This is a genomic window from Blautia sp. An249, assembly GCF_002159835.1.
Taxonomy (GTDB): domain Bacteria; phylum Bacillota; class Clostridia; order Lachnospirales; family Lachnospiraceae; genus Blautia_A; species Blautia_A avistercoris.
Genome location: NZ_NFJL01000013.1, coordinates 1 through 24,882, shown reverse-complemented (window position 1 = coordinate 24,882; position 24,882 = coordinate 1). Strand labels below are relative to the sequence as shown.

28 protein-coding genes are annotated in these 24,882 nt (G+C 42.1%); 9 read left to right on the top strand and 19 right to left on the bottom strand.

The annotated features are described in order from the left end of the window. Positions 1-2: 2 nt before the first annotated feature. From B5F53_RS12670 to mtaB, 5 genes are all read right to left on the bottom strand, one after another. Positions 3-1,757: a ribonuclease J gene (locus B5F53_RS12670; RefSeq protein WP_087224137.1), complete on the bottom strand. Its 1,755-nt coding sequence runs from the start codon at positions 1,755-1,757 to the stop codon at positions 3-5. A gap of 149 nt (positions 1,758-1,906) precedes the next feature. Then, entirely contained in the window at positions 1,907-2,164 is a 258-nt protein-coding gene (locus B5F53_RS12665) for a DUF1292 domain-containing protein (protein WP_087223988.1), read from the bottom strand. Between the two features lie 9 nt (positions 2,165-2,173). Next, positions 2,174-2,593: a Holliday junction resolvase RuvX gene (gene ruvX / locus B5F53_RS12660; RefSeq protein WP_087223986.1), complete on the bottom strand. Its 420-nt coding sequence runs from the start codon at positions 2,591-2,593 to the stop codon at positions 2,174-2,176. Position 2,594: 1 nt separating this feature from the next. Then, on the bottom strand, positions 2,595-2,864 hold the full coding sequence (locus B5F53_RS12655; RefSeq protein ID WP_087223984.1) for an IreB family regulatory phosphoprotein: 270 nt from the start codon (positions 2,862-2,864) through the stop codon (positions 2,595-2,597). A gap of 73 nt (positions 2,865-2,937) precedes the next feature. After that, positions 2,938-4,266: a tRNA (N(6)-L-threonylcarbamoyladenosine(37)-C(2))-methylthiotransferase MtaB gene (gene mtaB / locus B5F53_RS12650; RefSeq protein WP_087223982.1), complete on the bottom strand. Its 1,329-nt coding sequence runs from the start codon at positions 4,264-4,266 to the stop codon at positions 2,938-2,940. Positions 4,267-4,389: 123 nt separating this feature from the next. Between mtaB and B5F53_RS12645 the strand changes: the two genes are divergently transcribed. Continuing rightward, complete coding sequence (locus B5F53_RS12645; RefSeq protein WP_087223980.1) at positions 4,390-4,629, top strand: HPr family phosphocarrier protein; 240 nt, start codon at positions 4,390-4,392, stop codon at positions 4,627-4,629. A gap of 46 nt (positions 4,630-4,675) precedes the next feature. On the opposite strand, the gene thiI is transcribed toward B5F53_RS12645, so the two are convergent. The 14 genes from thiI to B5F53_RS12575 form a co-directional block, all read right to left on the bottom strand. Next, positions 4,676-5,860, bottom strand: a complete 1,185-nt coding sequence (gene thiI, locus B5F53_RS12640; protein ID WP_087223978.1) for a tRNA uracil 4-sulfurtransferase ThiI — start codon at positions 5,858-5,860, stop codon at positions 4,676-4,678. A 21-nt stretch (positions 5,861-5,881) separates the two neighbouring features. Then, on the bottom strand, positions 5,882-7,036 hold the full coding sequence (locus B5F53_RS12635; protein WP_087223976.1) for a cysteine desulfurase family protein: 1,155 nt from the start codon (positions 7,034-7,036) through the stop codon (positions 5,882-5,884). 20 nt (positions 7,037-7,056) lie between these two features. After that, positions 7,057-7,800 (bottom strand): 16S rRNA (uracil(1498)-N(3))-methyltransferase, encoded by a 744-nt coding sequence (locus B5F53_RS12630; RefSeq protein ID WP_087223974.1) that lies wholly within the window; start codon positions 7,798-7,800, stop codon positions 7,057-7,059. Between the two features lie 3 nt (positions 7,801-7,803). Beyond that, positions 7,804-8,757: a 50S ribosomal protein L11 methyltransferase gene (gene prmA / locus B5F53_RS12625; protein ID WP_087223972.1), complete on the bottom strand. Its 954-nt coding sequence runs from the start codon at positions 8,755-8,757 to the stop codon at positions 7,804-7,806. A 24-nt stretch (positions 8,758-8,781) separates the two neighbouring features. Continuing rightward, positions 8,782-9,708, bottom strand: a complete 927-nt coding sequence (locus B5F53_RS12620) for an AEC family transporter (protein ID WP_087223970.1) — start codon at positions 9,706-9,708, stop codon at positions 8,782-8,784. A 117-nt stretch (positions 9,709-9,825) separates the two neighbouring features. Beyond that, on the bottom strand, positions 9,826-11,001 hold the full coding sequence (dnaJ, locus tag B5F53_RS12615; protein WP_087223969.1) for a molecular chaperone DnaJ: 1,176 nt from the start codon (positions 10,999-11,001) through the stop codon (positions 9,826-9,828). A 16-nt stretch (positions 11,002-11,017) separates the two neighbouring features. After that, a complete protein-coding gene (gene dnaK, locus B5F53_RS12610; protein WP_087223967.1) occupies positions 11,018-12,889 on the bottom strand; it encodes a molecular chaperone DnaK in 1,872 nt (623 codons plus the stop codon). 58 nt (positions 12,890-12,947) lie between these two features. After that, positions 12,948-13,607, bottom strand: coding sequence for a nucleotide exchange factor GrpE (grpE, locus tag B5F53_RS12605; RefSeq protein ID WP_087223965.1), 660 nt, complete (start codon positions 13,605-13,607; stop codon positions 12,948-12,950). Next, on the bottom strand, positions 13,588-14,625 hold the full coding sequence (hrcA, locus tag B5F53_RS12600; RefSeq protein ID WP_087223963.1) for a heat-inducible transcriptional repressor HrcA: 1,038 nt from the start codon (positions 14,623-14,625) through the stop codon (positions 13,588-13,590). Before hrcA ends, grpE begins: the two co-directional genes overlap by 20 nt. A 287-nt stretch (positions 14,626-14,912) precedes the next feature. After that, on the bottom strand, positions 14,913-16,910 hold the full coding sequence (gene uvrB / locus B5F53_RS12595; RefSeq protein ID WP_087223961.1) for an excinuclease ABC subunit UvrB: 1,998 nt from the start codon (positions 16,908-16,910) through the stop codon (positions 14,913-14,915). Between the two features lie 482 nt (positions 16,911-17,392). Next, a complete protein-coding gene (locus B5F53_RS12590) occupies positions 17,393-17,608 on the bottom strand; it encodes a hypothetical protein (protein ID WP_087223959.1) in 216 nt (71 codons plus the stop codon). Positions 17,609-17,636: 28 nt separating this feature from the next. Next, entirely contained in the window at positions 17,637-19,034 is a 1,398-nt protein-coding gene (locus B5F53_RS12585) for a tyrosine-type recombinase/integrase (RefSeq protein WP_087223956.1), read from the bottom strand. 10 nt (positions 19,035-19,044) lie between these two features. Further along, complete coding sequence (locus B5F53_RS12580; protein ID WP_087223954.1) at positions 19,045-20,223, bottom strand: site-specific integrase; 1,179 nt, start codon at positions 20,221-20,223, stop codon at positions 19,045-19,047. 22 nt (positions 20,224-20,245) lie between these two features. After that, positions 20,246-20,449 carry a helix-turn-helix domain-containing protein gene (locus tag B5F53_RS12575; protein WP_087223952.1) on the bottom strand — a complete coding sequence of 68 codons (204 nt, stop codon included), beginning with the start codon at positions 20,447-20,449 and terminating at the stop codon, positions 20,246-20,248. Between the two features lie 315 nt (positions 20,450-20,764). Here B5F53_RS12575 and B5F53_RS12570 point away from each other — a divergent pair, with 315 nt between their 5' ends. The 8 genes from B5F53_RS12570 (at position 20,765) to B5F53_RS12535 (ending at position 24,738) form a co-directional block, all read left to right on the top strand. Continuing rightward, positions 20,765-21,223: a VOC family protein gene (locus B5F53_RS12570; RefSeq protein ID WP_087223950.1), complete on the top strand. Its 459-nt coding sequence runs from the start codon at positions 20,765-20,767 to the stop codon at positions 21,221-21,223. 52 nt (positions 21,224-21,275) lie between these two features. Next, positions 21,276-21,449 carry a hypothetical protein gene (locus B5F53_RS20120; protein WP_204246916.1) on the top strand — a complete coding sequence of 58 codons (174 nt, stop codon included), beginning with the start codon at positions 21,276-21,278 and terminating at the stop codon, positions 21,447-21,449. Positions 21,450-21,543: 94 nt separating this feature from the next. Continuing rightward, positions 21,544-22,587, top strand: a complete 1,044-nt coding sequence (locus B5F53_RS12560) for a virulence RhuM family protein (protein WP_087223947.1) — start codon at positions 21,544-21,546, stop codon at positions 22,585-22,587. A gap of 60 nt (positions 22,588-22,647) precedes the next feature. Next, on the top strand, positions 22,648-22,839 hold the full coding sequence (locus tag B5F53_RS12555; protein WP_087223945.1) for a hypothetical protein: 192 nt from the start codon (positions 22,648-22,650) through the stop codon (positions 22,837-22,839). Beyond that, positions 22,836-23,057, top strand: coding sequence for a hypothetical protein (locus B5F53_RS12550; protein WP_087223943.1), 222 nt, complete (start codon positions 22,836-22,838; stop codon positions 23,055-23,057). Before B5F53_RS12555 ends, B5F53_RS12550 begins: the two co-directional genes overlap by 4 nt. 47 nt (positions 23,058-23,104) lie before the next feature. Continuing rightward, positions 23,105-23,686 (top strand): methyltransferase family protein, encoded by a 582-nt coding sequence (locus B5F53_RS12545; protein WP_087223941.1) that lies wholly within the window; start codon positions 23,105-23,107, stop codon positions 23,684-23,686. A 76-nt stretch (positions 23,687-23,762) separates the two neighbouring features. Then, positions 23,763-24,338 (top strand): CD3072 family TudS-related putative desulfidase, encoded by a 576-nt coding sequence (locus tag B5F53_RS12540; RefSeq protein WP_087223939.1) that lies wholly within the window; start codon positions 23,763-23,765, stop codon positions 24,336-24,338. 25 nt (positions 24,339-24,363) lie between these two features. Beyond that, positions 24,364-24,738, top strand: coding sequence for a hypothetical protein (locus B5F53_RS12535; RefSeq protein WP_087223937.1), 375 nt, complete (start codon positions 24,364-24,366; stop codon positions 24,736-24,738). Positions 24,739-24,882 lie beyond the last annotated feature (144 nt).

Below are 24,882 nucleotides of genomic sequence, written 5' to 3'. Positions count from 1 at the left end.
TCTTATGCCTCCATAATAATTGGAAGAATCATGGGCCTTCTCTTGGTTCGTTTCCACAGGAAATCTCCCAGTGCATCCTTAACTACTGTCTTTATCTTGCTCCAGTCATTAATCTGATGTTCCAGGCAGCCGTCCAGGGCTGTCTCCACAATTCTCCTTGCTTCTTCCATCAAATCTTCGGATTCCCTTACATAGACAAATCCTCTGGATACAATATCCGGGCCGGCCAGTACCAGATTGCTGTGGTTTTCCAGTGTCATTACCACCACCATAATACCGTCTTCTGCCAAATGCTGGCGATCGCGCAGAACAATGTTTCCAACGTCCCCCACTCCCAGACCATCTACCAGAATATCTCCAACCTGAACTTTTCCGGTAACTTTGGCACTTTTCTCATCCAGTTCCAGCACATCTCCGGAGTTCAGAATGAAGATGTTCTCTTTCTCAATTCCAAGACTTTCCGCCACTCTGGCCTGAGCCTTCAAATGGCGGTATTCTCCGTGAACAGGTACCGCATATTTAGGATGTACAAGAGAATAGATAAGTTTAATTTCTTCCTGACAGGCATGTCCGGAAACGTGTACATCCTGGAATATAACATTGGCGCCTTTCATGGAAAGTTCATTAATCACTTTGGAAACCGCTTTTTCATTTCCGGGAATCGGATTGGAACTGAAAATAATGGTGTCTCCCGGCTGTATCGTGATCTTCCTGTGAATGTTGGAAGCCATTCTGGACAATGCCGCCATGGATTCTCCCTGACTTCCCGTTGTAATTAACGTTACCAGCTCATTTGGATAATTCTTCACCTGATCGATTTCAATCAGCGTATTATCCGGTATCTTTAAATATCCCAGTTCTGCCGCGGTAGAAATTACATTTACCATACTGCGGCCTTCCACTGCTACCTTTCTTCCGAACTTATGGGCCGTATTAATAATCTGCTGTACACGATCCACATTAGAAGCAAAAGTTGCTATGATAATTCTGGTATTCTTATATTCATTAAACAGATTGTCAAATACATGTCCGACGGTTCGTTCTGACATGGTAAATCCGGGCCGCTCTGCATTGGTACTGTCGCACATCAGAGCCAAAACGCCTTTCTTTCCAATCTCTGCGAATCTCTGTAAATCAATGGCATCACCGAAAACCGGGGTATAATCCACCTTAAAGTCTCCTGTGTGGATAACAATTCCTGCCGGGGAATAGATTGCCAGTGCAGACGCATCCTGAATACTGTGATTGGTTTTGATAAATTCAATGGAAAAGTCACCCAGGTTAATTACCTGTCCGTGCTTTACCTCTTTCATCTTCGTTGTGTTTAAAAGATTATGTTCTCTCAATTTATTGGAAATCAATCCAAGAGTCAGCTTCGTAGAATAAATGGGCGCCTTTACTTCTTTCAGAACATAAGGAAGAGCGCCGATATGATCCTCATGTCCGTGGGTGATTACAAAGCCTTTTACCTTTGTAATGTTTTCTTTTAAATAAGTAACGTCCGGAATCACAAAATCGATTCCAAGCATATCGTCCTCCGGAAAAGACATTCCGCAGTCCACTACCACAATACTGTCCTCGTATTCAAAGGCTGTGATGTTCATTCCGATCTGTTCCAGGCCTCCCAGAGGAATAATCTTTAATTTAGAAGAATTCTTCCTGTTTCTTCTCTGAGAAGTTTTTCCTGTATTCTTTGCAGGCTGTTTTACGGAGACTTTTGCAGGTTTTGCCGACTTGCTTACGCCTGTTTTGGGCATAGTTTTCCCTTTCGGACTGACAGGTTTTCTGGCCGGCTGTCTGTTCTTTGATTTCTGTTTCCCAGCCTGCTTTTGCACACTGCCGTCCTTACTGTTATTATTTATATTGTCTTCTTTCAATCAATGCACCTCCATGCTTATTGGGCCGATTACCGAATCATATCCACGTCTTCCATCATCTGCTGAAAAACTTTAAAAACTGCTTCCAGTTCTTCTTCCTCTTCTACCAGTACATAACATGCCTGGGCGCTGGTATCCTCTGACACATCTTTTAAAATATATGCCTCTGCTTCCTCACCCTGGGAATCTGATACCAGAAGGTAATTCTGACCTCCGATTTTTGCTTGTTCTTCTACATAAAATTCTACGCTTGTTCCGTCCTCAATCTGAAATTTAATCTTTTCCATAAGCACCTTTCACGCAAGGGAATCCAGATACCCCTGTAAAATAAAAATTGCTGCAAGTTCGTCCACATATTCTTTCCGGTTCTCTCTGCGGACTTTCGCCTCTATCAAAACTCTCTGAGCCGCCACAGTTGTCAGTCTTTCATCCCACATAATAACAGGCAGGCCTGTTCGTCTCTCCAGCATGTCTTTAAACTCCAGAGATTTCACAGCCCTGTCCCCCATGGTATTATTCATATTTTTCGGCAGACCAAGCACAATCTTCTCTACCTGGTATTCCGAAATGAGTTCCTCAATCCGTGCCAATGTCTGCCGGAGTTTATTCTCCGACTTTCTCCTGATAATTTCTATCCCCTGTGCAGTATATCCAAGAGGATCGCTGACAGCAACTCCCACTGTCTTTGAGCCATAATCCAATCCCAGAACTCTCATCTTATCGTTCCCAGGACTTATTTTTAATATATTCAGCTAAAAGTTCTTCTACAAGTTCGTCCCGCTCTACTTTCATGATCATGCTTCGTGCACCTTTATGGCTGGTAATATAAGTGGGATCTCCGGACATAATATACCCTACAATCTGATTCACCGGATTATATCCCTTCTCATTCATCGCATTGTATACCAGATCCAAAACTTCCTTTACATGCACTTCAGGTTCTGTTTTTGTCTTGAAATACTGTGTATTACTTAATTTCTCTGCCATATTTCCACGTCCTTATCTATACTCTTCACTTTATTTTAATATAAAACTGCCAAAAATACAATGAAAACTTTGTTCAGTTGTCCAGACATTCCCCCAGCACCGTATGATTTTCCAGATAACCGGTTCCCTTTACAACTACAATGTCGTTAATCTGATACTCCTTTTTCTTTTCCACTGCCACCTTAATATATTCTCTGGAATGTCCCAGATAATAGGCTTTTCCTTCCTTCTCGATTTCTTCTTCCAGAAGAACTTCCAGGGGTTCTCCCATCCTCCGGATTTCATATTCTCCCCTTCTCTGTTCATCCAGTTTTAAGAGAATTTCGCTTCTGGCTGCCTTTATCGGTTCCGGAATCTGTCCTTCCATCCTGGCCGCTTTTGTTCCTCTGCGTTTGGAATAACGGAAAATATGGGTCTCGTAGAACCGGATTTTCTCTGCAAACCGGCAGGTTTCTTTAAACTCTTCTTCTGTCTCTCCCGGAAAACCGGTAATAATATCTGTGGTAAGAGCCGGGTCTGTGTAATACTTTCTTAAAAGGCCGCATCTCTCTTCATATTCCTGCGAAGTATATCTCCGGTTCATCCTTTTTAATACACTGTCAGAACCGCTTTGCAGTGACAGATGGAAATGGGGGCACAGTTTGGGAAGTTCTGAAATTCTTTTTACGAATTCTTCCGTTATAATTCCCGACTCCAGAGAACTTAAACGGATTCTCCGGATCCCTTCCACTTTATGAACTTCCTCGATTAAGGAGAGCAGCGTCTCTTTTTCTCCTTCCGGGAAGTCTACCCCATAGGAGCTTAAATGGATTCCTGTCAGAACAACCTCTTTGTAATTCTTTGCTGCAAGACTGCGTATTTCTTTCAGAATGTCCTCTTTCTTCCGGCTGCGCACACGACCTCTGGCATAAGGAATGATACAGTAAGTGCAAAACTGATTGCATCCGTCCTGAACCTTAATATACGCTCTTACATGCTCTGCTGTTCTGTTAATGGAAAGCTGTTCGTACTCTTTGGTCTGGTTAATATTGATTACCCGCTCCTGGCCGGCTTTCTCCTGCTGATATTCCTCCAGAACCTCTACGATTTCCCGTTTCCGGTTATTGCCCAGGATTACATCGATCTGTCCGTCCGTTTCCAGTTTCTCTTTATCTGTCTGCACATAGCATCCGGCAGCCACCACGATGGCATCCGGATTCATTTTTTTAGCCTTATGGAGCATCTGTCTAGACTTACGGTCGGCAATATTTGTAACGGTACAGGTATTAATTACATAAATATCTGCTCCGGGCGCAAAAGGAACAATCTCATACCCCGCCTCTTCCAAAAGCTGCTGCATGGCTTCTACTTCATACGCGTTCACTTTGCAGCCTAAATTATGAAGGGCAACTTTCTTTCCCATATATTCCTCCAATTTCTATACATATTCACTAATTCTTTTGCTTAAATTTAACGGTTTTTACCTTGACTTTTAAAATACCAAACTGTAAGATGAAGGTATAAAATTACTAGGGAGGTCAATAGAATGAAAACCGTTAAAATCTCATTAAACTCAATTGATAAAGTAAAAGCTTTCGTAAATGAAATCAGCAAATTTGACTGCGATTTCGATTTAGTATCCGGAAGATATGTAATTGATGCAAAATCTATCATGGGTATCTTTAGCCTGGATTTATCCAAACCCATCGACTTAAATATCCATGCTGACGGAACAAGTCTTGATGATGTTATGGAGATTATTCAGTCTTATCTCATCGAGGAATAAACCCCAGATAGTCAGGGCTGCTGCAGAGTTTACTGCAGCAGCTTTTTTACATCTGTTCCACATCAATAACTTCTGTCGTCTCAATTGCTTCTCTCACAAGATCTTCTATCTTTTCCTCCAGTTTTTCTTCCGAACGTTTTATCACCTTTAAATTAGGTTTCGTCACCGGGTGCTTCGCCACAAATATGGTACAACAGTCTTCAAAAGGCTGGATAGACGTCTCAAAGGTATCAATTTTATGAGCGATTTCCACAATCTCCTGTTTATCGAATCCGATTACCGGACGGTATACAGGGAGGGTGCACACTTCATTGGTTGCCGCAAGGCTCTGCATGGTCTGACTGGCTACCTGGCCGATACTTTCTCCGGTAATCAGGCCCAGACATTTACGCTCTTTGGCAAAATGCTCTGCTATACGCATCATATACCTTCTCATGATAATTGTCAGCTCCTCATGGGGACACTTATCATAGATATATAACTGAATATCTGTGAAATTCACCACATGCAGACGAATGGGGCCGCTGTATCTGGCCACCAGCTTCGCCAGATCCACTACTTTCTGCTTCGCCCGTTCACTGGTATAAGGCGGTGCATGGAAATAGACGGCCTCGATTCTTACCCCTCTTTTCGCAATCATATATCCGGCAACAGGACTGTCAATCCCTCCGGAAAGTAAAAGCATCGCCTTTCCGTTGGTTCCCACCGGCATACCTCCGGGGCCCGGTATAGTTCTGGAATATACGTAAATTTTATCCCGGATTTCCACTGTCAGATTTAACTGGGGATGATGGACATCCACAGACGCATCCTGAAATTCCTCTAAGATAACGCCGCCCAGTTCGCTGCTGACTTCCATGGAAGTCATGGGATAAGATTTCTTCGCTCTTCTGGTATGTACTTTAAAAGTACCTGCATAACCCGGGTGGTGTTCTTTCATGTAGCTTAACACATCTTTGCCCATCTGTTCAAATCCTTTGTCTTCGTAAATAACCACGGGACTGATTCCCACGATTCCGAAAACTCTGGTCAGGGCTTCCATGACTTCATCAAAGTCATAATCAGATTTGCAGTACACATAGACCCGTCCCTGTTCTTTTTGCACATCAAATTCGCCCTCCACCTTTTCCAGGGCAATTTTCATCTGCTTAATCAAAGCGTCTTCAAATAAATATCTGTTTTTCCCTTTAATTGCAATTTCTGCATATTTAATTAAAAATGCGTGAAACATAAATTCCTCCTTCTTTGACTTCTATCGCCGTGTATATCTTCGTAAAACAGGAAGCAGTTTTCCAAGAACTTCCAGACAGTAGTCAATTTCCTCTGCCGTTGTCTCTTCGGAAAAACTAAACCGTACCGTCGTCTCGCTGACATCCTTTTTTAATCCGATTGCTGTCAAAGTGCTGCTGGCCGTCCTTTTGTGACTGGAGCAGGCGGAACCTGCAGAAACATAAATCCCCTGCTCTTCCAGGGAATGAAGCAGCACCTCACTTCGGATTCCTGCGAAAGCGGCGCTCAGAATCTGAGGTGCCCCCTCCCTGAGAGGCATTCCGTGTATCTGCACCCTTTCCAGGCGGGAAAGGCCTTCTGCAAGCCTCTCTTTCATCTGATACATATGTTCCCGGTTTTCTTCCAGATGTTCATACATAATCCTGGCGGCTTCTGCCATTCCTGCAGCTCCCGGCACATTATCTGTTCCGGAGCGCATCCCGCTTTGCTGACCGCCCCCCAGAATCTGGGGCTGCACCTTGGCTTTTTCACTGGTATACAAAAATCCGACGCCCTTTGGTCCGTGAATCTTATGGGCGCTGACAGACATCAGATCAATCCCCAGCTTTTTCGGATAAATCTGAAACTTTCCAAAGGCCTGAATGGCATCCACATGAAATAATGCTTTGGGAGCCTTTTCATGAACCATTTTTCCAATAGCGTCCACCGGCTGAACAGAGCCGATTTCGTTATTAACAAACATCACAGAAACTAAAATTGTATCTGGGCGCAAAGCTTTTTCCAACGCTTCCAGAGATACAACACCTTTTTCGTCTACCGGAAGAATCGTCACCTCAAACCCGGATTCTTCCAAAAAATGCACCGGAGCGCCTACCGCCGCATGCTCGATGGCAGTTGTAATTATATGGTTTCCTGCTCTTTTATTTGCATAAGCAGCGCCTGTTAAAGCCAGATTGTTGGATTCCGTCCCCCCTGAAGTAAACAAAATCTCTTTTGGAGTTACTTTTAAAATCTTTGCCAGTGTCTCCCGGGCGTCTTTCATATAACGTTCTGCTTCTACCCCTTTTAAATGCATGGCAGAGGGATTTCCGTAATCCTCCATCATAGTTTTTACCACAATGTCTTTCACCTGCCCATAGCACCTGGTCGTTGCTGCATTATCCAGATATGCTTCCATTTCTTCCTCCATTTCTACTTTTAACACGTTTCCAGATGAAACATCAGGACGGATAAAATTGTCATCCCGGCCGTCTCTGTACGCAAAATCCGTTTTCCCAGAGAGATAGGCTTCATTCCCGCCTGAAGAGCCGCTTCAATCTCTTTTTCATCAAAGCCCCCTTCCGGGCCGATGAAAATCCCAATGGACTGTCCCGGTTCTATCTGTTCTATCATTTCCTTCGTTTCCTTCATTCCCTCTGTCCGTTCATAGGGAACCAGCCTGACCTGGCAGGACTCGTCAGCATATTCCAGCGCTTCTCCATAGGTACAGACCGGATGTATCCGGGGAATTTTCATTCTCTTAGACTGTTTGGCCGCGCTTTCTGCGATTTGCTGCCAGCGGGCAGTTTTTTTCTCTGCTTTCTTTTTATCCAGTTTTACCACACAGCGTTTCATAGACACAGGAATAATTTCATGTACTCCCAGCTCTACCGCCTTCTGGATAATCCATTCCATCTTCTCCCCTTTGGGAAGTCCCTGAAACAGATAAATGCGGCTCTGGAGCTCAAATCCCGGTTCCTGTACATACATAATATGGGCCAGGATCTCTTCTTCCAGAAATTCCTCTATATAGCAGTGGTATTCTTTTTCTTCCTGATCGCTGATCCAGAGTTCCTCCCCTTTTTTCATCCGGAGGACGTTTTTAATATGGTTCACATCGTTTCCGATGATGGTTATGGTATGTTCCTGAATCTGCGCCGGTTCCACGAAAAAACGATACATCTTCTATTCCTTTCTGGCCGTAATGGATACCCATTCTCCCTGACGGGTAACTTCCACTACCTGAAGCCCTGCCTCTGTCACTGCTTTTTTCACTTCTTCTTCCTTTACATCCAGGATTCCGGAAGTAATGTAGACGCCTCCTTTTTTCATCTGGCGGACAATGACCGGGGTTAAAGGAACCAGTACGTCTGCCAGAATGTTTGCGGTTACAATGTCATATTTCTCGTAACCCGCCGCATCCTGCACTTCTTTCTCATCGATAATATTTCCAATCATCAGATCGAAGGCTTCTCTGGGAATTCCATTGGACTCCTTATTTTCTTCCACGGCGTTGACCGCACAGGGATCCAGATCTGTTCCCACCACATGGGCCGCTCCCAGCATCAGCGCCAGAATTCCCAGAATCCCGCTTCCGGTTCCCACATCCAAAAGCTGGGTATCCTTCTTTACATATTTTTTTAACTGCCGGATACAAAGCTGGGTAGTCTCGTGCATTCCGGTTCCGAAAGCAGTTCCCGGGTCGATATGAAGGATCATTTTATCCTTATCTTCTTCCTTTACTTTTTCCCAGGAAGGAATGATGAGAATATCATCCACATAAAACTGATGGAAATATTCTTTCCAGTTATTTATCCAGTCCTTATCTTCCGTCTGCGAGCCTTCAATGGTTCCCTCTCCAATATCCATAAACGATGCCAGATTTTCCAGTTCCGCTTTCACATCAGCCAGAATCTTCTCTGTATCCGCCTCTTCTTCCAGGTAGAAGCTTAAATAGGCGGTTCCGTCATCTTCGGGTTCTTCCGGCATAATATCCACAAACATTTGCTTTTTATCTTCTTCTGTCAGAGGCACCTTATCTTCGATTTCCACCCCTTCAATTCCCAGTTCGGACAGACTGTAAATAATCATTTCTTCCGCCTGGGTTTTTGTTTTAATGGTAAATTTATTCCATCTCATACTTGTCTTACTCCTTTTCTTCTTTTATGCACATACCGCAACCAATACCAACGGAATGGTTATCACCGATGCCAGTGTGCTGATAATGATTCCTTTGGAAAGCAGCTTCCCATCCATCCCCCGCTCCATCATCAGCATTAAGGGCATATTTCCCGCCGGCACTGCAGCCATAATCACTAACGTATCCAATAAGGTACTGTCTTTTATGAACCATTTCAGCCCCAATCCGATTCCTATGGGAAGAACCAGAAAACGCAGAACTGTAAAAAAATAAATCTTCTTTTCCGTAAACAATGTGTGTATGGGCGTATCTGCTATGGTGATTCCTATCACGATCATTGCCAGAAATGTAGTGGCTCCTCCCATATAGTCCAGCGTTTCTTCTGCCAGAGGCGGAAATTTCCATTCTCCCAGAAACAGAAGAATCGCCAGCAAGGTTGCCAGGTTTCCTGTATTCAGAAGATTTTTTACCTGAAATTTTTCCTTCGTTCCCGAATCCCGAGCCACCAGATGAATTCCATATGTATAAATCAGAAGATAAAAAAAGATATTTGTCACCGCAACGTAAATCAGCGCCTGGGCGCCTACCAGAGCAGATACCAGCGGAATCCCGATAAATCCGGTATTGCCGAATACGCACATCATATTGTAAGAATTTCTGTCTTTAAAGGGTATTTTTAACAGTACCGGCACTACCTTTCCCACAACAACCAAAAATACATACATAACAAAAGCAGCCGCGGCTGCGTACAAAAGACTTCTTCCTGTCACGGAAGAATCTCTCTGCAGAGCGCTGGTAATGATGATTGCCGGATTGCAGACATTTACCACGAGGGCTGATAAGTCTTTGGATACGGAACTTTTTATCTTATTGGTCTTTTTTAGAATATACCCTGTTCCAATCAAAATTAAAATCATTAACATCTGCTGTATTACAATCTGAACGCTCATCTTTCACCTCTGAATCAAAATATGCACTATTTTTCATCATACACGAATTTTAGACGCTTGAAAAGAGCAAAAGAAAAGAAACGCTGTAAAATTTTCCACAACGTTTCTTTGTTATAATTACTCTTCAAAAGTTTCTTTTAATTTATCCATGAAACTTTTTTTCTTTTTCTCTGTATGCTCCTGTTTCGGAGCCGGTGTGTTCCCGCAGGCCTGATCGAATTCGCGAAGAGCCTGTTTTGCTTCTTCTGACAGTCTGGTAGGTACCTGAACAACCAGCGTCACATAATGATCGCCTCTGTCATTTTTATTCCGGATGGAAGGCACGCCTTTTCCTTTCAGGCGGATACGGGTATCTGTCTGTGTTCCCGGTTTTATCTCATACATCACATCCCCGTCCACAGTACGGATACGTACCTGGCCGCCCAGCGCTGCCTGGGCAAAGGTAATCGGCGCTGTAGAGTAAATATTTCTGTCCTGACGCTGGAAAATCGGATGTCTTGCCACATTTACTTCTACCAGAAGATCGCCTCTCGGGCCTCCGTTGACGCCCGGCTCTCCCTTATCCCGTACCCGGATACTCTGTCCATGATTGATGCCGGCCGGAATGGGCACTTTAATTCTCTGTCTGGAAGAAGTGTATCCGGTTCCCCGGCAGGCAGAGCATTTTTCTTTAATAATTTTACCTGTACCGTTACATTCCGGACAGGTTCCTGTACTTCTGACCATTCCGAACATGGACTGCTGGGTATAAACAATCTGTCCCTCGCCGTTACATTTCGGACAGGTCTGAGGCTGTGTTCCCGGCTTCGCGCCGGTTCCATGACAGCTTTGACAGGTATCTTTTAAGGTGATCTCAATTTCTTTTTCGCACCCGAAAATAGCTTCTTCAAAGGTAATATTCAGACGCGCTCTTAAATTAGCTCCTCTTCTGGGACCATTATCTGCACGTCCTCTTCTTCCTCCGCCGCCGAACAGATCTCCGAAGATGTCTCCGAAAATATCGCCCATATCCATGCCGCCGAAATCGAAGCCTCCAAAACCGCCGGTGGATCCTCCTGCTCCGTTTTCAAAGGCTGCATGACCAAACTGATCGTACTGCTTTCTCTTTTCCGGATCGCTGAGAATTGCATATGCATTGGTTGCCTCTTTAAATTTCGCCTCAGCCTCTTTATCACCCGGATTTACATCCGGGTGATATTTCTTGGCCAGCTTACGATATGCTTTTTTCAAAGTGGCATCATCCGCACTGCGGTCCACGCCTAAGACTTCATATAAATCTCTTTGTTCTGCCATAATTGCTCATTCCTACTTAAACTTCTTTATAATCAGCGTCGATAATATCGTCATCATATCCTGCTTCGCCGCCTGCTGTGTTCTGTCCGCCGGCGTTCGGCTGGGGGCCTGCGCCTGCCTGACCCTGTGTCTGCTCATACATCTTTGCAAACAATTTCTGTGCGTTCTGCATCAGTTTTTCCTGAGCTGCTTTCAGTTCTGCTACCTGGGCATCTGTCATCTCTTCCGGCTGAGTCTTAGCCAGCAGATCTTTAAGCTCTTTCAGGTCTGCCTCTACTGCGGATTTATCTGCTGCATCCAGTTTGTCTCCTGCTTCTTCCAGAGCTTTCTCGGTCTGGAATACCATGGAATCTGCATCATTTCTGGCATCGATGGCTTCTTTCCGTTTCTTATCCTGTGCCTCGAACTCTGCTGCTTCTTTTACTGCCTTATCGATTTCATCGTCAGACATATTGGATCCAGCAGTAATGGTAATGTGCTGCTCTTTGCCTGTTCCCAGATCTTTTGCAGAAACGTTTACAATACCGTTTGCATCAATGTCAAAGGTAACTTCGATCTGCGGAACACCACGTCTTGCAGGCGGAATTCCATCCAGACGGAACTGTCCTAAGGATTTGTTGTCTCTTGCAAACTGACGCTCACCCTGAACTACGTTAATGTCAACGGCTGTCTGATTATCTGCTGCTGTGGAGAAGATCTGACTCTTCTTTGTAGGGATCGTTGTATTTCTCTCAATCAGACGAGTTGCAATACCGCCCATGGTTTCGATGGACAGAGACAGAGGGGTTACGTCCAGAAGAAGGACATCTCCTGCACCTGCGTCTCCTGCCAGTTTACCGCCCTGTACAGAAGCGCCGAGAGCCACACATTCATCCGGGTTCAGAGACTTGCTGGGCTCTTTGCCAGTTAACTGACGAACTTTATCCTGTACGGCCGGAATACGGGTAGAACCGCCTACCAGAAGTACCTGACCCAGTTCAGAAGCTGTCATGCCTGCGTCAGAAAGAGCTCTTCTTACAGGTTCTGCTGTCTTTTCTACTAAGTCGTGGGTTAATTCATCAAATTTTGCACGGGTTAAGTTCATGTCAAAGTGTTTCGGGCCTTCTGCTGTTGCAGTAATAAACGGAAGGTTGATGTTGGTTGTGGTTGCAGAAGAAAGTTCTTTCTTTGCTTTTTCTGCTGCTTCTTTTAATCTCTGCAGAGCCATCTTATCGTTGGATAAGTCAACGCCTTCTGTATTTCTGAATTCTGTCAGCATATAGTCGGTGATCTTCTGGTCGAAGTCATCGCCGCCCAGACGGTTATTACCTGCTGTAGATAATACTTCGATAACGCCGTCGCCGATTTCAATAATGGAAACATCGAAGGTACCGCCGCCTAAGTCGTATACCATGATTTTCTGCTCTTTTTCGTTGTCCAGACCGTAAGCCAGAGCTGCTGCCGTAGGCTCGTTGATGATACGTTTTACATCCAGTCCGGCGATTTTTCCTGCGTCCTTGGTTGCCTGACGCTGTGCGTCATTGAAGTATGCCGGAACGGTAATAACTGCTTCTGTAACTGTTTCTCCCAGATAGCCTTCTGCGTCTTTTTTCAGTTTCTGAAGAATCATAGCTGAAATTTCCTGAGGAGAGTATTTTTTACCGTCGATTTCCACACGGTAATCGGTTCCCATTTCTCTTTTAATGGAAGAGATTGTCTTATCTGCATTGGTTACGGCCTGACGTTTTGCAGGTTCACCTACCAGTCTCTCTCCGTTTTTTGTAAATGCAACTACAGAGGGTGTGGTTCTTGCTCCTTCTGTATTTGCGATAACGGTGGGCTGACCACCTTCCATAACAGCTACACAGCTGTTGGTTGTTCCTAAGTCAATACCAATAATTTTTCCCATTGTTTTATCCTCCTATTTCAAACAATTGTCTCATTTCCAAATCTATTGTTAACAGCAGCTAGTTTGCCACTTTCACCATGCTGTGCCGGATTACAAATGATTTATACATATAACCTTTCTGAAGCTCTTCCACCACCACGTTTTCTCCAAGAGAATCGTCTTCCACATGCATCACTGCATTATGGAAATCCGGGTTGAATTCTTTTCCCACTGCTTCGATTGGCTCTACGCCAAGTTCTTCCAGGGTTGTCATCAGCTGTTTATAAATCATCTTCATTCCTTCTGCAAAGGCATCGCCTTCTTCTGCGGATGCGAGCCCGCGTTCAAAGTTGTCAACCACAGGGAGAATTTTTTCCACAATCTCTTTGGCCCCTATGATATACATGCTCGCCTTTTCTTTTTCCGTCCGTTTACGGAAATTATCGAATTCCGCCATGGTCCTCTGCAGTCTGTCTGTCAGCTCTGCAATCTGCTGATCCTTTTTATCTTTTTTCTCTTTTTTCTTGAAGAAAGAAGTCTTTTTCTCTTCGGCTTTTTCTTCCTGCTCTTCTTCCTGAGTGTCTTCTGTTTGTTCTTCCTCACCAGCTTCCTGAGTTTCTTCTTGTGTCTCAGCGTCTGCAGGCCTTTTGTCTTCTGTAGTTTCTTCTTCCACGGTGGATTTGTTTTCCTTTTCTTCCGCCACTTTTTCTACCGCCTTTCTATGTTTTCTTAAACACATTGTCTAATTGCTCTTTCAGGGTTTTCAGACTGTCTACCACATTTTCGTAGTCCATACGTTTCGGTCCTACTATCCCGATGGTTCCCTTCATACCGTCTCCCAATTCATAGGTGGCTGTAACCACACTGCAGTCTTTCATGGTCTGAAGGGGTGTTTCATTTCCGATATATACCTGAAGTCCGGTGCTTTCTGAATCCTCCATGGATTCTTTTAACAGTTCCACCAGTTGTTTTTTCTCTTCAAATGCAGAAATCAGTTCACTGGCTCTGGTTTTGTCCGCCAGTTCCGGATATTTGAATATGTTGGTTGCTCCGGACGTATAAATTTCTGTATCGTCTTCATCTACCTGAATGGTATTTGCAACTGCATCCAGCACCGTAGCTACTACGCTGCTGTGAATCCCCGCCTGCTCTTTCAGTCTGGCGATCATTCCCAGATTAATGTCTGCAATGGGAAGACCGTTCAGATTGGTATTCAAAAGCAAGTTCAGCTTCAGGATCGTTTCATCATCCATCTCCTCATCCAGATTAATAATCTGGTTACGGATGATATTTCCCTCTGCCACCACTACTGCCAGCAGCTGAAGTTCACTCACTCTGGAAAGCTGGATAAATTTCAGTTTGTTTCCACTGTACTGAGGAACTGTAATCATGGTCGCATAATTGGTATTGGAAGCCAGAACCTGCACAACCTTCTTCAGAACTTTCTCCATCTTATCGGTCTTCTGAATCATCAGTTCTTTAATTTGTGCAATTTCCTCTTCCTTCTCATTCATCAGTTCATCTACATATAACCGGTATCCTTTGTCAGAAGGAATCCGGCCCGCCGATGTATGTGGCTGCAGAATATATCCCATATCAGTTAAATCGGACATTTCATTTCGGATGGTCGCAGAACTCACATTCAGGTCCGCATATTTGGAAATGGTCCTGGACCCCACCGGCTCTCCGGTTTCAAGATAAGTTTTAATGATGGCCTTTAATATTTTCTTCTGGCGCTCATTCAATTCTATCTCCAACTGTCTGCTTCCTCCCTTCGATTGTTAGCACTCATCTTTCTAGAGTGCTAATATCTATGAAACTAAGATAGCACTGTTGTTTTTGATTGTCAATATAAATTGTAAAAATTTTTCTATTTTTTTAAATGAAAGCCCCGGACTGCAACAGAATGTCTGTGCAGGCTTGTCTGCACAGACATTCTGTTATAGGACGGGCTGGACGCTACGAGCACGGGGACGCCGCAGAAAGAAAAAATGCTGCAAAGAAAGTTTTCCCAATCCCTCTTTGCAGCATCTGCCTCTAATTTTTATTCCAGTTCCAGCAAATTCTGTCTTAATTCCATCATCTTGTCTCTCAGTTCTGCAGCCTGTTCAAAATTCAGCTCTGCTGCTGCAGCCTTCATCTGTTTTTCTACCTGCTTAATCAGTTTCTCCAGTTCCTTCTTACTCATGGATTCCGGATCTTTCATCAGCTTGTCTTCTGTCTGAGCCACTGCCTTTGAAATACTAATCAGATCCCGGACGGATTTCTCAATGGTTTTCGGCGTAATATGATGTTCCTTATTATATGCCTCCTGAATTCCCCTTCTCCGCTCCGTTTCTTCAATGGCAACCCGCATGGAATCTGTAATTGTATCTGCATACATAATTACGTGTCCCTCTGCGTTTCTGGCCGCACGACCGATGGTCTGAATCAGGGACGTCTCCGAACGTAGAAATCCTTCCTTATCTGCATCCAGAATAGCCACCAGGGTAATTTCCGGAATATCCAGTCCTTCTCTTAACAGATTGATTCCCACCAGTACGTCAAACACATCCAGCCTCATATCCCGGATGATCTGTGTCCTTTCCAGAGTATCAATGTCTGAATGGAGATATTTCACACGTATCCCCAAATCTCTCATATATTCGGTCAAATCTTCAGCCATCCGTTTGGTCAGCGTTGTAATTAAGATTTTATGTTTCTTTTCCACTTCCTTATTTACTTCGCCTACCAGGTCATCTATCTGCCCTTCTACCGGCCGTACCTCTACTCTCGGATCCAGAAGTCCTGTGGGCCGGATAATCTGCTCTGCCCTGAGAAGCTCATGCTCTGCCTCATAAGGCCCCGGTGTGGCAGATACAAACAGAATCTGATCGATTTTACTTTCAAATTCCTCAAAAGCCAGAGGACGGTTGTCTTTTGCAGAAGGAAGACGGAATCCGTAATCCACCAGGGTCTGCTTTCTGGACTGATCCCCCGCATACATGCCCCCGATCTGAGGAACTGTCTTATGGGATTCGTCAATGATCATCAGAAAATCATCCCCGAAATAATCCACCAGAGTATAGGGCGGTTCTCCCGGTTTTAATCCGGAAAGATGACGGGAATAATTCTCAATTCCGGAACAAAATCCCGTTTCCTTCATCATTTCCACGTCGAAGTTGGTCCGTTCTGCAATCCTCTGTGCCTCCAGAAGCTTGTCCTCGCTTTTAAAATATGCAACCTGCTCTTTCAGCTCTTCCTCAATATCCCGGGCCGCTTTTAAAATCCGCTCCATGGGAACCACATAATGGGAAGCAGGAAAAACAGCCGCATGATTTAATTCACACAAAATTTCTCCTGTCAGTATGTCCACCTGAGTAATCCGGTCAATTTCGTCTCCGAAAAACTCTACCCGGAGAGCCGATTCAGAATTATCCGCCGGGATAATTTCCAACACGTCTCCCCGCACCCGGAAGGTGCCTCTGTGGAAATCCATATCATTTCTGGTGTACTGAATGTCGATCAGTTCCCGGATAACGTCGTCCCTGTCCTTCTCCATTCCCGGCCGCAGAGAAATGATCATGTTCTGATAGTCGCTGGGACTTCCGATTCCATAAATACAGGAAACACTGGAAATGATAATAACATCCTTTCTTTCACTTAAAGATGCCGTGGCAGAAAGACGCAGTTTATCTATCTCCTCATTTATCGCCGAGTCTTTGGCAATATAAGTATCCGTAGAAGGTACATAGGCCTCCGGCTGGTAATAGTCGTAATAGGAGACGAAATATTCTACAGAATTATCCGGAAAAAATTCTTTAAATTCTCCGTACAACTGAGCTGCCAGTGTCTTGTTATGTGCTATGATAAGCGTTGGCTTCTGTAGTTGCTGGATAACATTCGCCATCGTAAATGTCTTCCCAGACCCCGTAACCCCTAGTAAAGTCTGGCATTGGTTGCCTTCCCGAAATCCCTCTACAAGCTTTCTGATTGCCTCCGGCTGATCGCCGGTAGGTTTATAGTCGGATACCAATTCGAATAATCTCTCTTCTTTTTCCACACGAATCACTCCTTACTATGCTTACTATCAGCCCGATTTCGCACCCTGAAAACCCTCCAAAAAGGCCAAAAAAACAGGCGAAAAGTCCAATTGTACGAATCAGGTCAGTAAAACCGAATTTTTTGACTGCGCGATACTGCCAATCATTCGATGGAATTTGTCACCATTTACCGGTCTAGTATAACACAATATTCATTATTTGCATAGACATATTCAAACAAATGTTCTGTATTATTATTCAACATTCATTGAATCTTTTTGCATATTATACACACACTTTTAAAGAATATAAGGCTTCTGCATAATATACAAAATCATTTTACATATAGAAATTCGGAGATACTCTTCATCCTTTGCTCTGTCGCCAAAGAATGTGTCTATTGAAAAATAAAACTTCTCTGGACTGTACAGAAAAAGCAAGGCAGACACATGCCGCCTTGCTTTTTACTTTTTTCAAAAGCCGATCCGTTCCGGACTGATTTTTATTCTCTGGTTTCCTGCTGTTTAATACAAGTTGCGGGAAGGATAATGGCCTTATTTTTCTCATCGAATTGATTGAATTTCAATTTTTTCATATCCTCCCACGACAAAGTGGTATCCTTTTTAAGTTCCCGCAAAGCCAAATATTGCTGTTCATTTCCTCTTCCAAAGGATTTACAAAACTCGTGATAATCTCTTGTTCCAAAAAATCTTTCCATCTTTCTCCTCCACATCTTGCCGTTTTCATTAGTATATTTCATCCTGGGTACCAATGCAATTCATTTCCTCTAAAGCAGGGATCTCTATATCCTCCATCTTTACAGCAATTGATTTTAAAGTGTATTCCTCTATTCTGACTTCTCTTTCCATTCCGAACATCTCCTTGAGCATCCGGACGTCTAAACTTCCATAAGGATGAACCTCGTCAATGAAATCCTGGATCACTTCAACACCACCCTCTATAATTCTCCGGGTATCTCCATAAGTGTCCACTGTAATAATGGATTTCGAATGTCCCATCACTTCTGCTATGGCTTTCTGATTAATCTCATTTTTCAGCAACAATGTAGCATATGTATGCCGAAGATCATGGAATCGTATATACGGCAGCCCTGTTTTCTTTATCAGTTCCTTATAATGCGTATAGTGATAGTCCGAACTTCTGGGGCGGCCGTATGAAGAACAGCAAATATACCCCAGATCTTGAAATGTCCATACTCCCTGCTGCCTCCGTCTCTTATTTCTTTCATATTTTTCTCGTTCCTTGAGAATTTCTTCGAATACATAATCCGGAATGTCGATCTCTCGTTCACTTGACCATGTTTTTAATGTAATTTCCTGCTTTGTCTTTGTATTTACCGGAATTTCAGTATCGTCTTTATAGAGATCTTTTCCTAATTGTCTTTGGATTTTCAACGTGCGGTGTTCAAAATCAATATCGCTGTATTTTAATCCATTGATTTCTCCTTTTCTAAGCCCCATTAGCACCGCGAACAAAATCTGCATATAAATACGGGTATCTTTTGCGGCCTTTATAAGTATTTTAACTTGCTCTAAAGAATATGTCTGCGCCTTATTTACATGAATGGTATGGTATTCGCGTTTTTTGTCATCATCCTGACGAGGAAGATTGACGTTCTCGCAAGGGTTCATTTCCATCAACCTGATACTTACAGCATATGTGAAAGATGTATTTAATACAGGTTTCGCAATTCTGGGGATTGATTTATAATTTTCGCAAAGTTCTTTATAAACCTTTTGTATATGTCCCGGGTTCACTTCTATCAGTTTTATATTGCCCAGTCTCGGAATTATATGCCTGTATATACAATTTTTATAGGCATCATAGCTGTTTGCCTTAAAGTCCCCTCTTGCTCTCATAACATGTTCAAGCCAATAAGGTAAAAAATCTTTAATTTTCACATCCCGGTGAGCGACATATATGCCATTTTCAAGCTGAGCAATTATTCTATTCCGATTTTTCGTCGCCGTAGATTTTGAAGAAAAACCGGAATGTTGACATTCCTTTTCTGTTCCATCGTCATAAACCAGTGTCACTCGAAAGCCCAGCTTCCCCTTGATTTTCATAACATCTGATATTTTGTATTCCCTATAAGGCCGAAGATCTAGTTTCGTTAAATCCATACGCAGCCTCCTACATTTCTCCCGGAACAAAATTTTGATTCATAAAGTCTTGAATCTGATTCGTTCCATTTATAATGTCCAGATAAAATTCAAAAGTAGTGTGTACGGAGCCATGTCCGAGTAATCCTGAGATTTTAGCAAGACTGACACCTCTCTCAATTAATATTGTTGCGTACATATGTCTCAAACCATGAACGGTAATATGAGGCAGTCCTGCTCTTTTAGTGATCCTGTTCAGCTCACCATTCAAAGATGCCAAAGCATGGGGCAGTCCGTTTTTTTGACAGCTGATGTAATCCGAGTCAATATACCGGTCTCCCATTTTCACTTTCTGCATTTCGATCTTCTGCCGTCTTTTGCACAATTCCACCAAAATAATCGGAGGAACTTTTAATATTCTGTCACTGTTTTCTGATTTTGGATCTCGTTCTACAAGCTTGTACTCCTCGATTTTGCAACCTCCGTCAGCCAGTTTCATATCAGCCGCAATCTGCCGTTGAACATGTACAGTTCTGTTCTGCAAATCAAAGTCACTGAACTTCAATCCCAGGATTTCTCCTTTTCGCAGCCCGCAATACAGTCCTAAAAGAATCTCCAGAAACCAATTCCTGTACTTAGCCATCCTTAACAAAACCCGTGTCTGTTCTACATTTAAAACCTTTACTTTAGGCTTTTTCCTTGGGTATCTTTTTGTGGCCGGAACTGGATTATTTGCAACCAGTCGCTGCTTAAGGGCATCACGAAACGCAATATACAACACCTCCCGGCTTTTATTTCCGGATGATTCACAATACTTAGCGGCAGCTGAAAGAACATTATTCAGGTACTCTGTACTGACAAATTTGAGCTTTATATCATCATCAATATTGGGAAGAAGAAAAGAATAAACAGTATATGCCGTTATATACTGAGTCATCGGCTTGATTCGCTCGGAAAAAATGCTTACGTACCAATAGATTAAATAGTCTTTTAGAGTTATATCCTGATTCTGTTTAATAAACCTCTGCTTCACTTTCTGATCGAATTCAGCCTTATATTTCTCGTAAGATTCTTCTGCTTCTTCAGCCGTTTTAAAACCGCCAATTTTTCCATACTTTACCGTATAGTCTTCCTGCAGGATTTTTATCCTGTGATTCCACATGTTTCTTTCCCAGAAAGCATGTTCGTACTTTTTTGTCCGCTTGACCATTCCGCTCCTCCTTCTAAATTACTCAGCTTATGCCATTTATCCATTTGTCAAACGACTCTTTCGGAATCCGGTATGATCTGCCAATTTTGATAACCCTGAACGGTTCCTGGGCTTTATACACGCCTTCGATGTATGCATAGATTTTTGTTCTGCCAATTCCCAGAAGCTGCTGTATCTCTTCAACTGTGTATACCTTAGCGGATATCCTGTTATCTCTCTCATCCATACAACCCTCTCCTTTCCTGTATTTAAGGGAAATATGAAAGAAAACATCCGGTTTAAATTTTCTGTTTTCTATCGGCTTATATCAAAACCACTCCCTTCATCAGTTTTTATCAACATAAATATGCGCTATTCTTCCGGATCTAAAGACGCGCAACTCTAAACTCTGCATAATCACTGATTCTTCTAAGCGTCAGAAATACAGCGCTGGTGAATAGTAATTTGGTAATTTGACCATATGAAGAAAAGAATTAACATCATCGGAACCGTGTGGTACAATGTACCTAACTGGAAATTGGAACGTGTGGAGGTAACGGAAATGAAATTGAAAAATCCTATGCTGGTGGTTACAGATATAGAAAAATCAGTTGAGTTTTATAAAAAGGTTTTCGGGCTTCATGTGATTATGGATTTTGGAGCAAATAAAACTTTAACAGGCGGTTTAGCTTTGCAGACAGTTGAAACATATAAAGACTTTATCGGGAAAAGCGAGATTTCTTTTGGTGGCAACAATTTTGAGATTTATTTTGAAGAAGATAATTTTGATGAATTTGCGGATAAGCTGAAAGAATGTAATGTTGAATATGTCCACCCTATTGTAGAACATTCATGGGGACAGCGTGTTGTTCGTTTCTATGATCCAGATAAGCATATTATTGAAGTCGGCGAGAACATGAAAATAGTATGCAAGCGTTTCTTAAATAGTGGAATGACACCAGAACAAGTAGCAGAACGCATGGATGTACCTATGAAATTTGTCAATGCTTGTATGCGATAACTTCCAGCTTGTAGAGCAGAGAAAATTTGAAGTTGTAAAGGAGATTTATACAATGGAAAAAAGAAAAATTGTTAGTGGGATTATATTAGCAATATTGCTGATTTGTACGGCATTTTTAATTTATTCCATAGTAACAGACCCATTAGGCGAACATGATATTATGCTTGCTCTTGCTGTTACTGCTGGATTTATTGCATTAGGGAAAGATAAGCATAAAGAAAGATAAATCCAAGTTTATAGAACTATTTCGCATTCATGATTTATATCGAAAAGCGTCGCCATTGGTGACGTAAATCAACCTAATATAGGAGGTGTCTACGTTGGCAAAGAAGAATGAAATAAATATTCGCTCAAGTGCAGCAGAGTATCTTACTTACATTGCTTCTGTCGGAGAACAGGAAGATAGCATTGAAATGCGTTATCAAGATGAAAATATATGGCTGACACAAAAAATGATGGCTGCACTTTACGGTGTTGATGTGCGTACAATTAGTGACCACATAAAAAAAATATATTTGGATTCCGAATTGGAAGAGTCGGCAACTATCCGAAAATTTCGGATAGTTCAAACCGAGGGTTCCCGTCAGGTACAAAGAGAAACGAATCATTATAACTTGCAGATGATAATTGCCGTCGGTTTTAAGGTAAACAATGAACGTGCAGTACAATTCCGCAAGTGGGCAAACGGAATCGTAAAGGATTACACCATCAAAGGATGGGTTATGGATGATGAACGTCTGAAAAACGGTGGTTCTGTTTTGACAGTAGAATATTTCGACCGCTTGCTGGAGCAGATTCGAGAAATTCGTTTATCAGAGCGTAGGTTTTATCAGAAGATTACGGATATTTATGCTACCGCGCTTGATTATGACCGTACTGCAAATACAACAAAGCAGTTTTTCGCAAAGGTTCAAAATAAAATGCATTATGCGGTACATGGGCATACTGCGGCAGAGTTAATATACGAAAGAGCGAATGCCAAAAAACCACATATGGGTCTGACTACATGGGCAGCGGCCCCTAAAGGTAAAATCGTAAAAAGTGATGTAAGTGTCGCCAAGAATTATCTCGACGAACAGGAAATGCGATCGTTGGAGCGTATCGTATCGGCATATTTGGATTTGGCAGAAGACCGTGCAGAAAGACATATTCCAATGACAATGGAAGATTGGAGCAAGCGTTTGGATTTATTCCTGACGGCTGATGACCGAGAGGTTTTACAAGATGCTGGGAAAATCACGGCGGAGATTGCTAAATCCAAAGCCGAAACAGAATTTGAAAAATATCGTGTAATTCAAGATAGATTATTTATGTCGGACTATGACAGGTATCTGCTTGAGTTGGAAAAAAATTCAAAGAAGTAAAAAAGTATAAAAAGCATTGGAACTTATCTGAGAAAATTGGAATTTAAGGAGCAATAAGGCATGGATAGAGAGAAAAGAAGAAAATTAGATTTGATACTATATGGCTTTGCTATCATTGTGAGCATTTTTGCACTATACGCATTCCTCTTTGTCTTTGATAATGGTATAGGGTGGAAAACCACACTCATTATTATTGGTATTGGTTGGCTTTTATCCGCTATTTCCGGTTTTCTGAAAGCAGTAAAAAAATGAACACACAACATTGCATTAGTGAAGATTTTCATAAGAAATATGCAGAATTATATGACAGATTAGTAGTAGTTACCTTAAAAGACGGAAACACAATTAAGGGAATTTTTGCTGATGAGTTTAATGAAGATGAGTCAATTTTAATCAGCCCAGTAGGTAATGATATTTACATTATAGAAATAGCAGATATTGAAAAACTGGAATTATCAACGGAAAATTGACAATCCCAGTTTATAGAACTGAAAAAATAGAATTTTGAGGTTACAACATGGCATATAAAATTATTGCAATATTGATAATGATTGCATTTTACGGTGTTTATTACATAAAACTTTTTAGTCAGCGAAAACAAGGAATACAAACAAATTTATTGGGTAAGGGAAAGGAAGGCTTTTTAAAGACCATAGAAATTTCATTGAAAATTGTGACATTTATTGTTCCCATTGTTGAGTTGATTAGTATTTTTATGAATACATATATTCATTTAGCAGGGATCAGAGCCCTTGGTTGCATATTGGGAATATTAGGGGTTGGCGTGTTTGTGGTGTCTGTACTTACGATGCGCGACAGTTGGAGAGCTGGTGTTCCAAATGATGAAAAAACAGAACTTGTTACGTCTGGAATATATGCTTATAGCCGTAATCCTGCTTTTCTGGGTTTTGATTTAATTTATTTATCTATACTTTTTATGTTTTTTAATTGGGGCTTGTTCATCATAACAGTGTCGGCGATTGTAATGTTACATCTGCAGATCGTTCATGTGGAGGAAGATTTCTTGATAAAAACATTCGGAGAGGAATATTGGGATTATAGAAAAAAAGTATGTAGATATATTGGAAGAAAGAGGTAGCAAAGGCATACCGCTTTGGAGATTGTGAAACGGATTTAAGCTGATTAACCATAATACAAATTTGAGGTAGAATATTATGTTCAATGATGGAAGAAGTAAAAAAGTTGTATTTATCGCACATTGCTTTTTGAATCAAAACTCCATTTCTGATGGAACAGCAATTTATCCATCGGCATTTAGAAGCCTTATTGACTATTTCTTAAGTGCGAATATAGGGATTGTTCAACTGCCTTGTCCGGAACTCTTCTGTTTAGGACTAGACAGGGGAGATATCCATGGTGCTGATCGTTCGGTAGTAGTGGAGAATACGAGGATACGTTCTGAAATGAAAAGCAAAATCCATAATGTCGAACTAATAAAACTGGCTGATTATGTCGTACAACAAATTTTGGAATATAAAAAACACAACTTTGAAATTGTCGGCATTATTGGAGCAAACCGTTCTCCAACGTGTGGTGTAGATACAACGTCAAATGACAATGCGGAAGTCAACGGAATGGGACTGTTCATAAATGAAATATCAGATCAGCTTTCGAGAGAAAATATATCTATTCCAATGATTGGTTTAAAAGGAAACGAAAATATTCAAGAAAAACTTGATCAATTGCTATGTCAGAAAACTATAGTAAATAATCCAAAAATAACAATATAGAATTTGAAAGACGAGGCGAAGAATAATGAAAAGGGCTATAACTGTCTTTAGCGCAGTAATACTTGTCGCAGCACTAACTGCCTGTTCACCGGATTTCAACGGAAGCAGGACAGGGAACGATAATCAGCTGATTATGGAATATACAACATTTAATACTACAGACACTCAAGACTTAGTTGTTGAAGCCGGAGATACGATCCATACGAAAATTGTGGTTACAGATGGCCAGTTGTCATATAAAATCCAGAAAGATGACAATGAACCTATTGCTGAAAGTGACGGCATTTTCTTTTCGGTAGAATATGATGTTGATGTAGAAGAAAGCGGAACATATACAGTTACAGTAACTGGAGAAAAGGCAAAAGGAAGTGTAGAATTTGTGGTTGAGAGTGCCGAATGATTTATCGGTGTAAAGGGGAGCCCAGAATCATGGGTGACTATTGTGCTGGGAGAGAGAGGAGATGCTCGAGGGCGTAAAATTTTCTGTGTCTATGGGAAAAATTCTTCTTTGATAAGAAACAGATATGTATAATTGTCTTGTCGG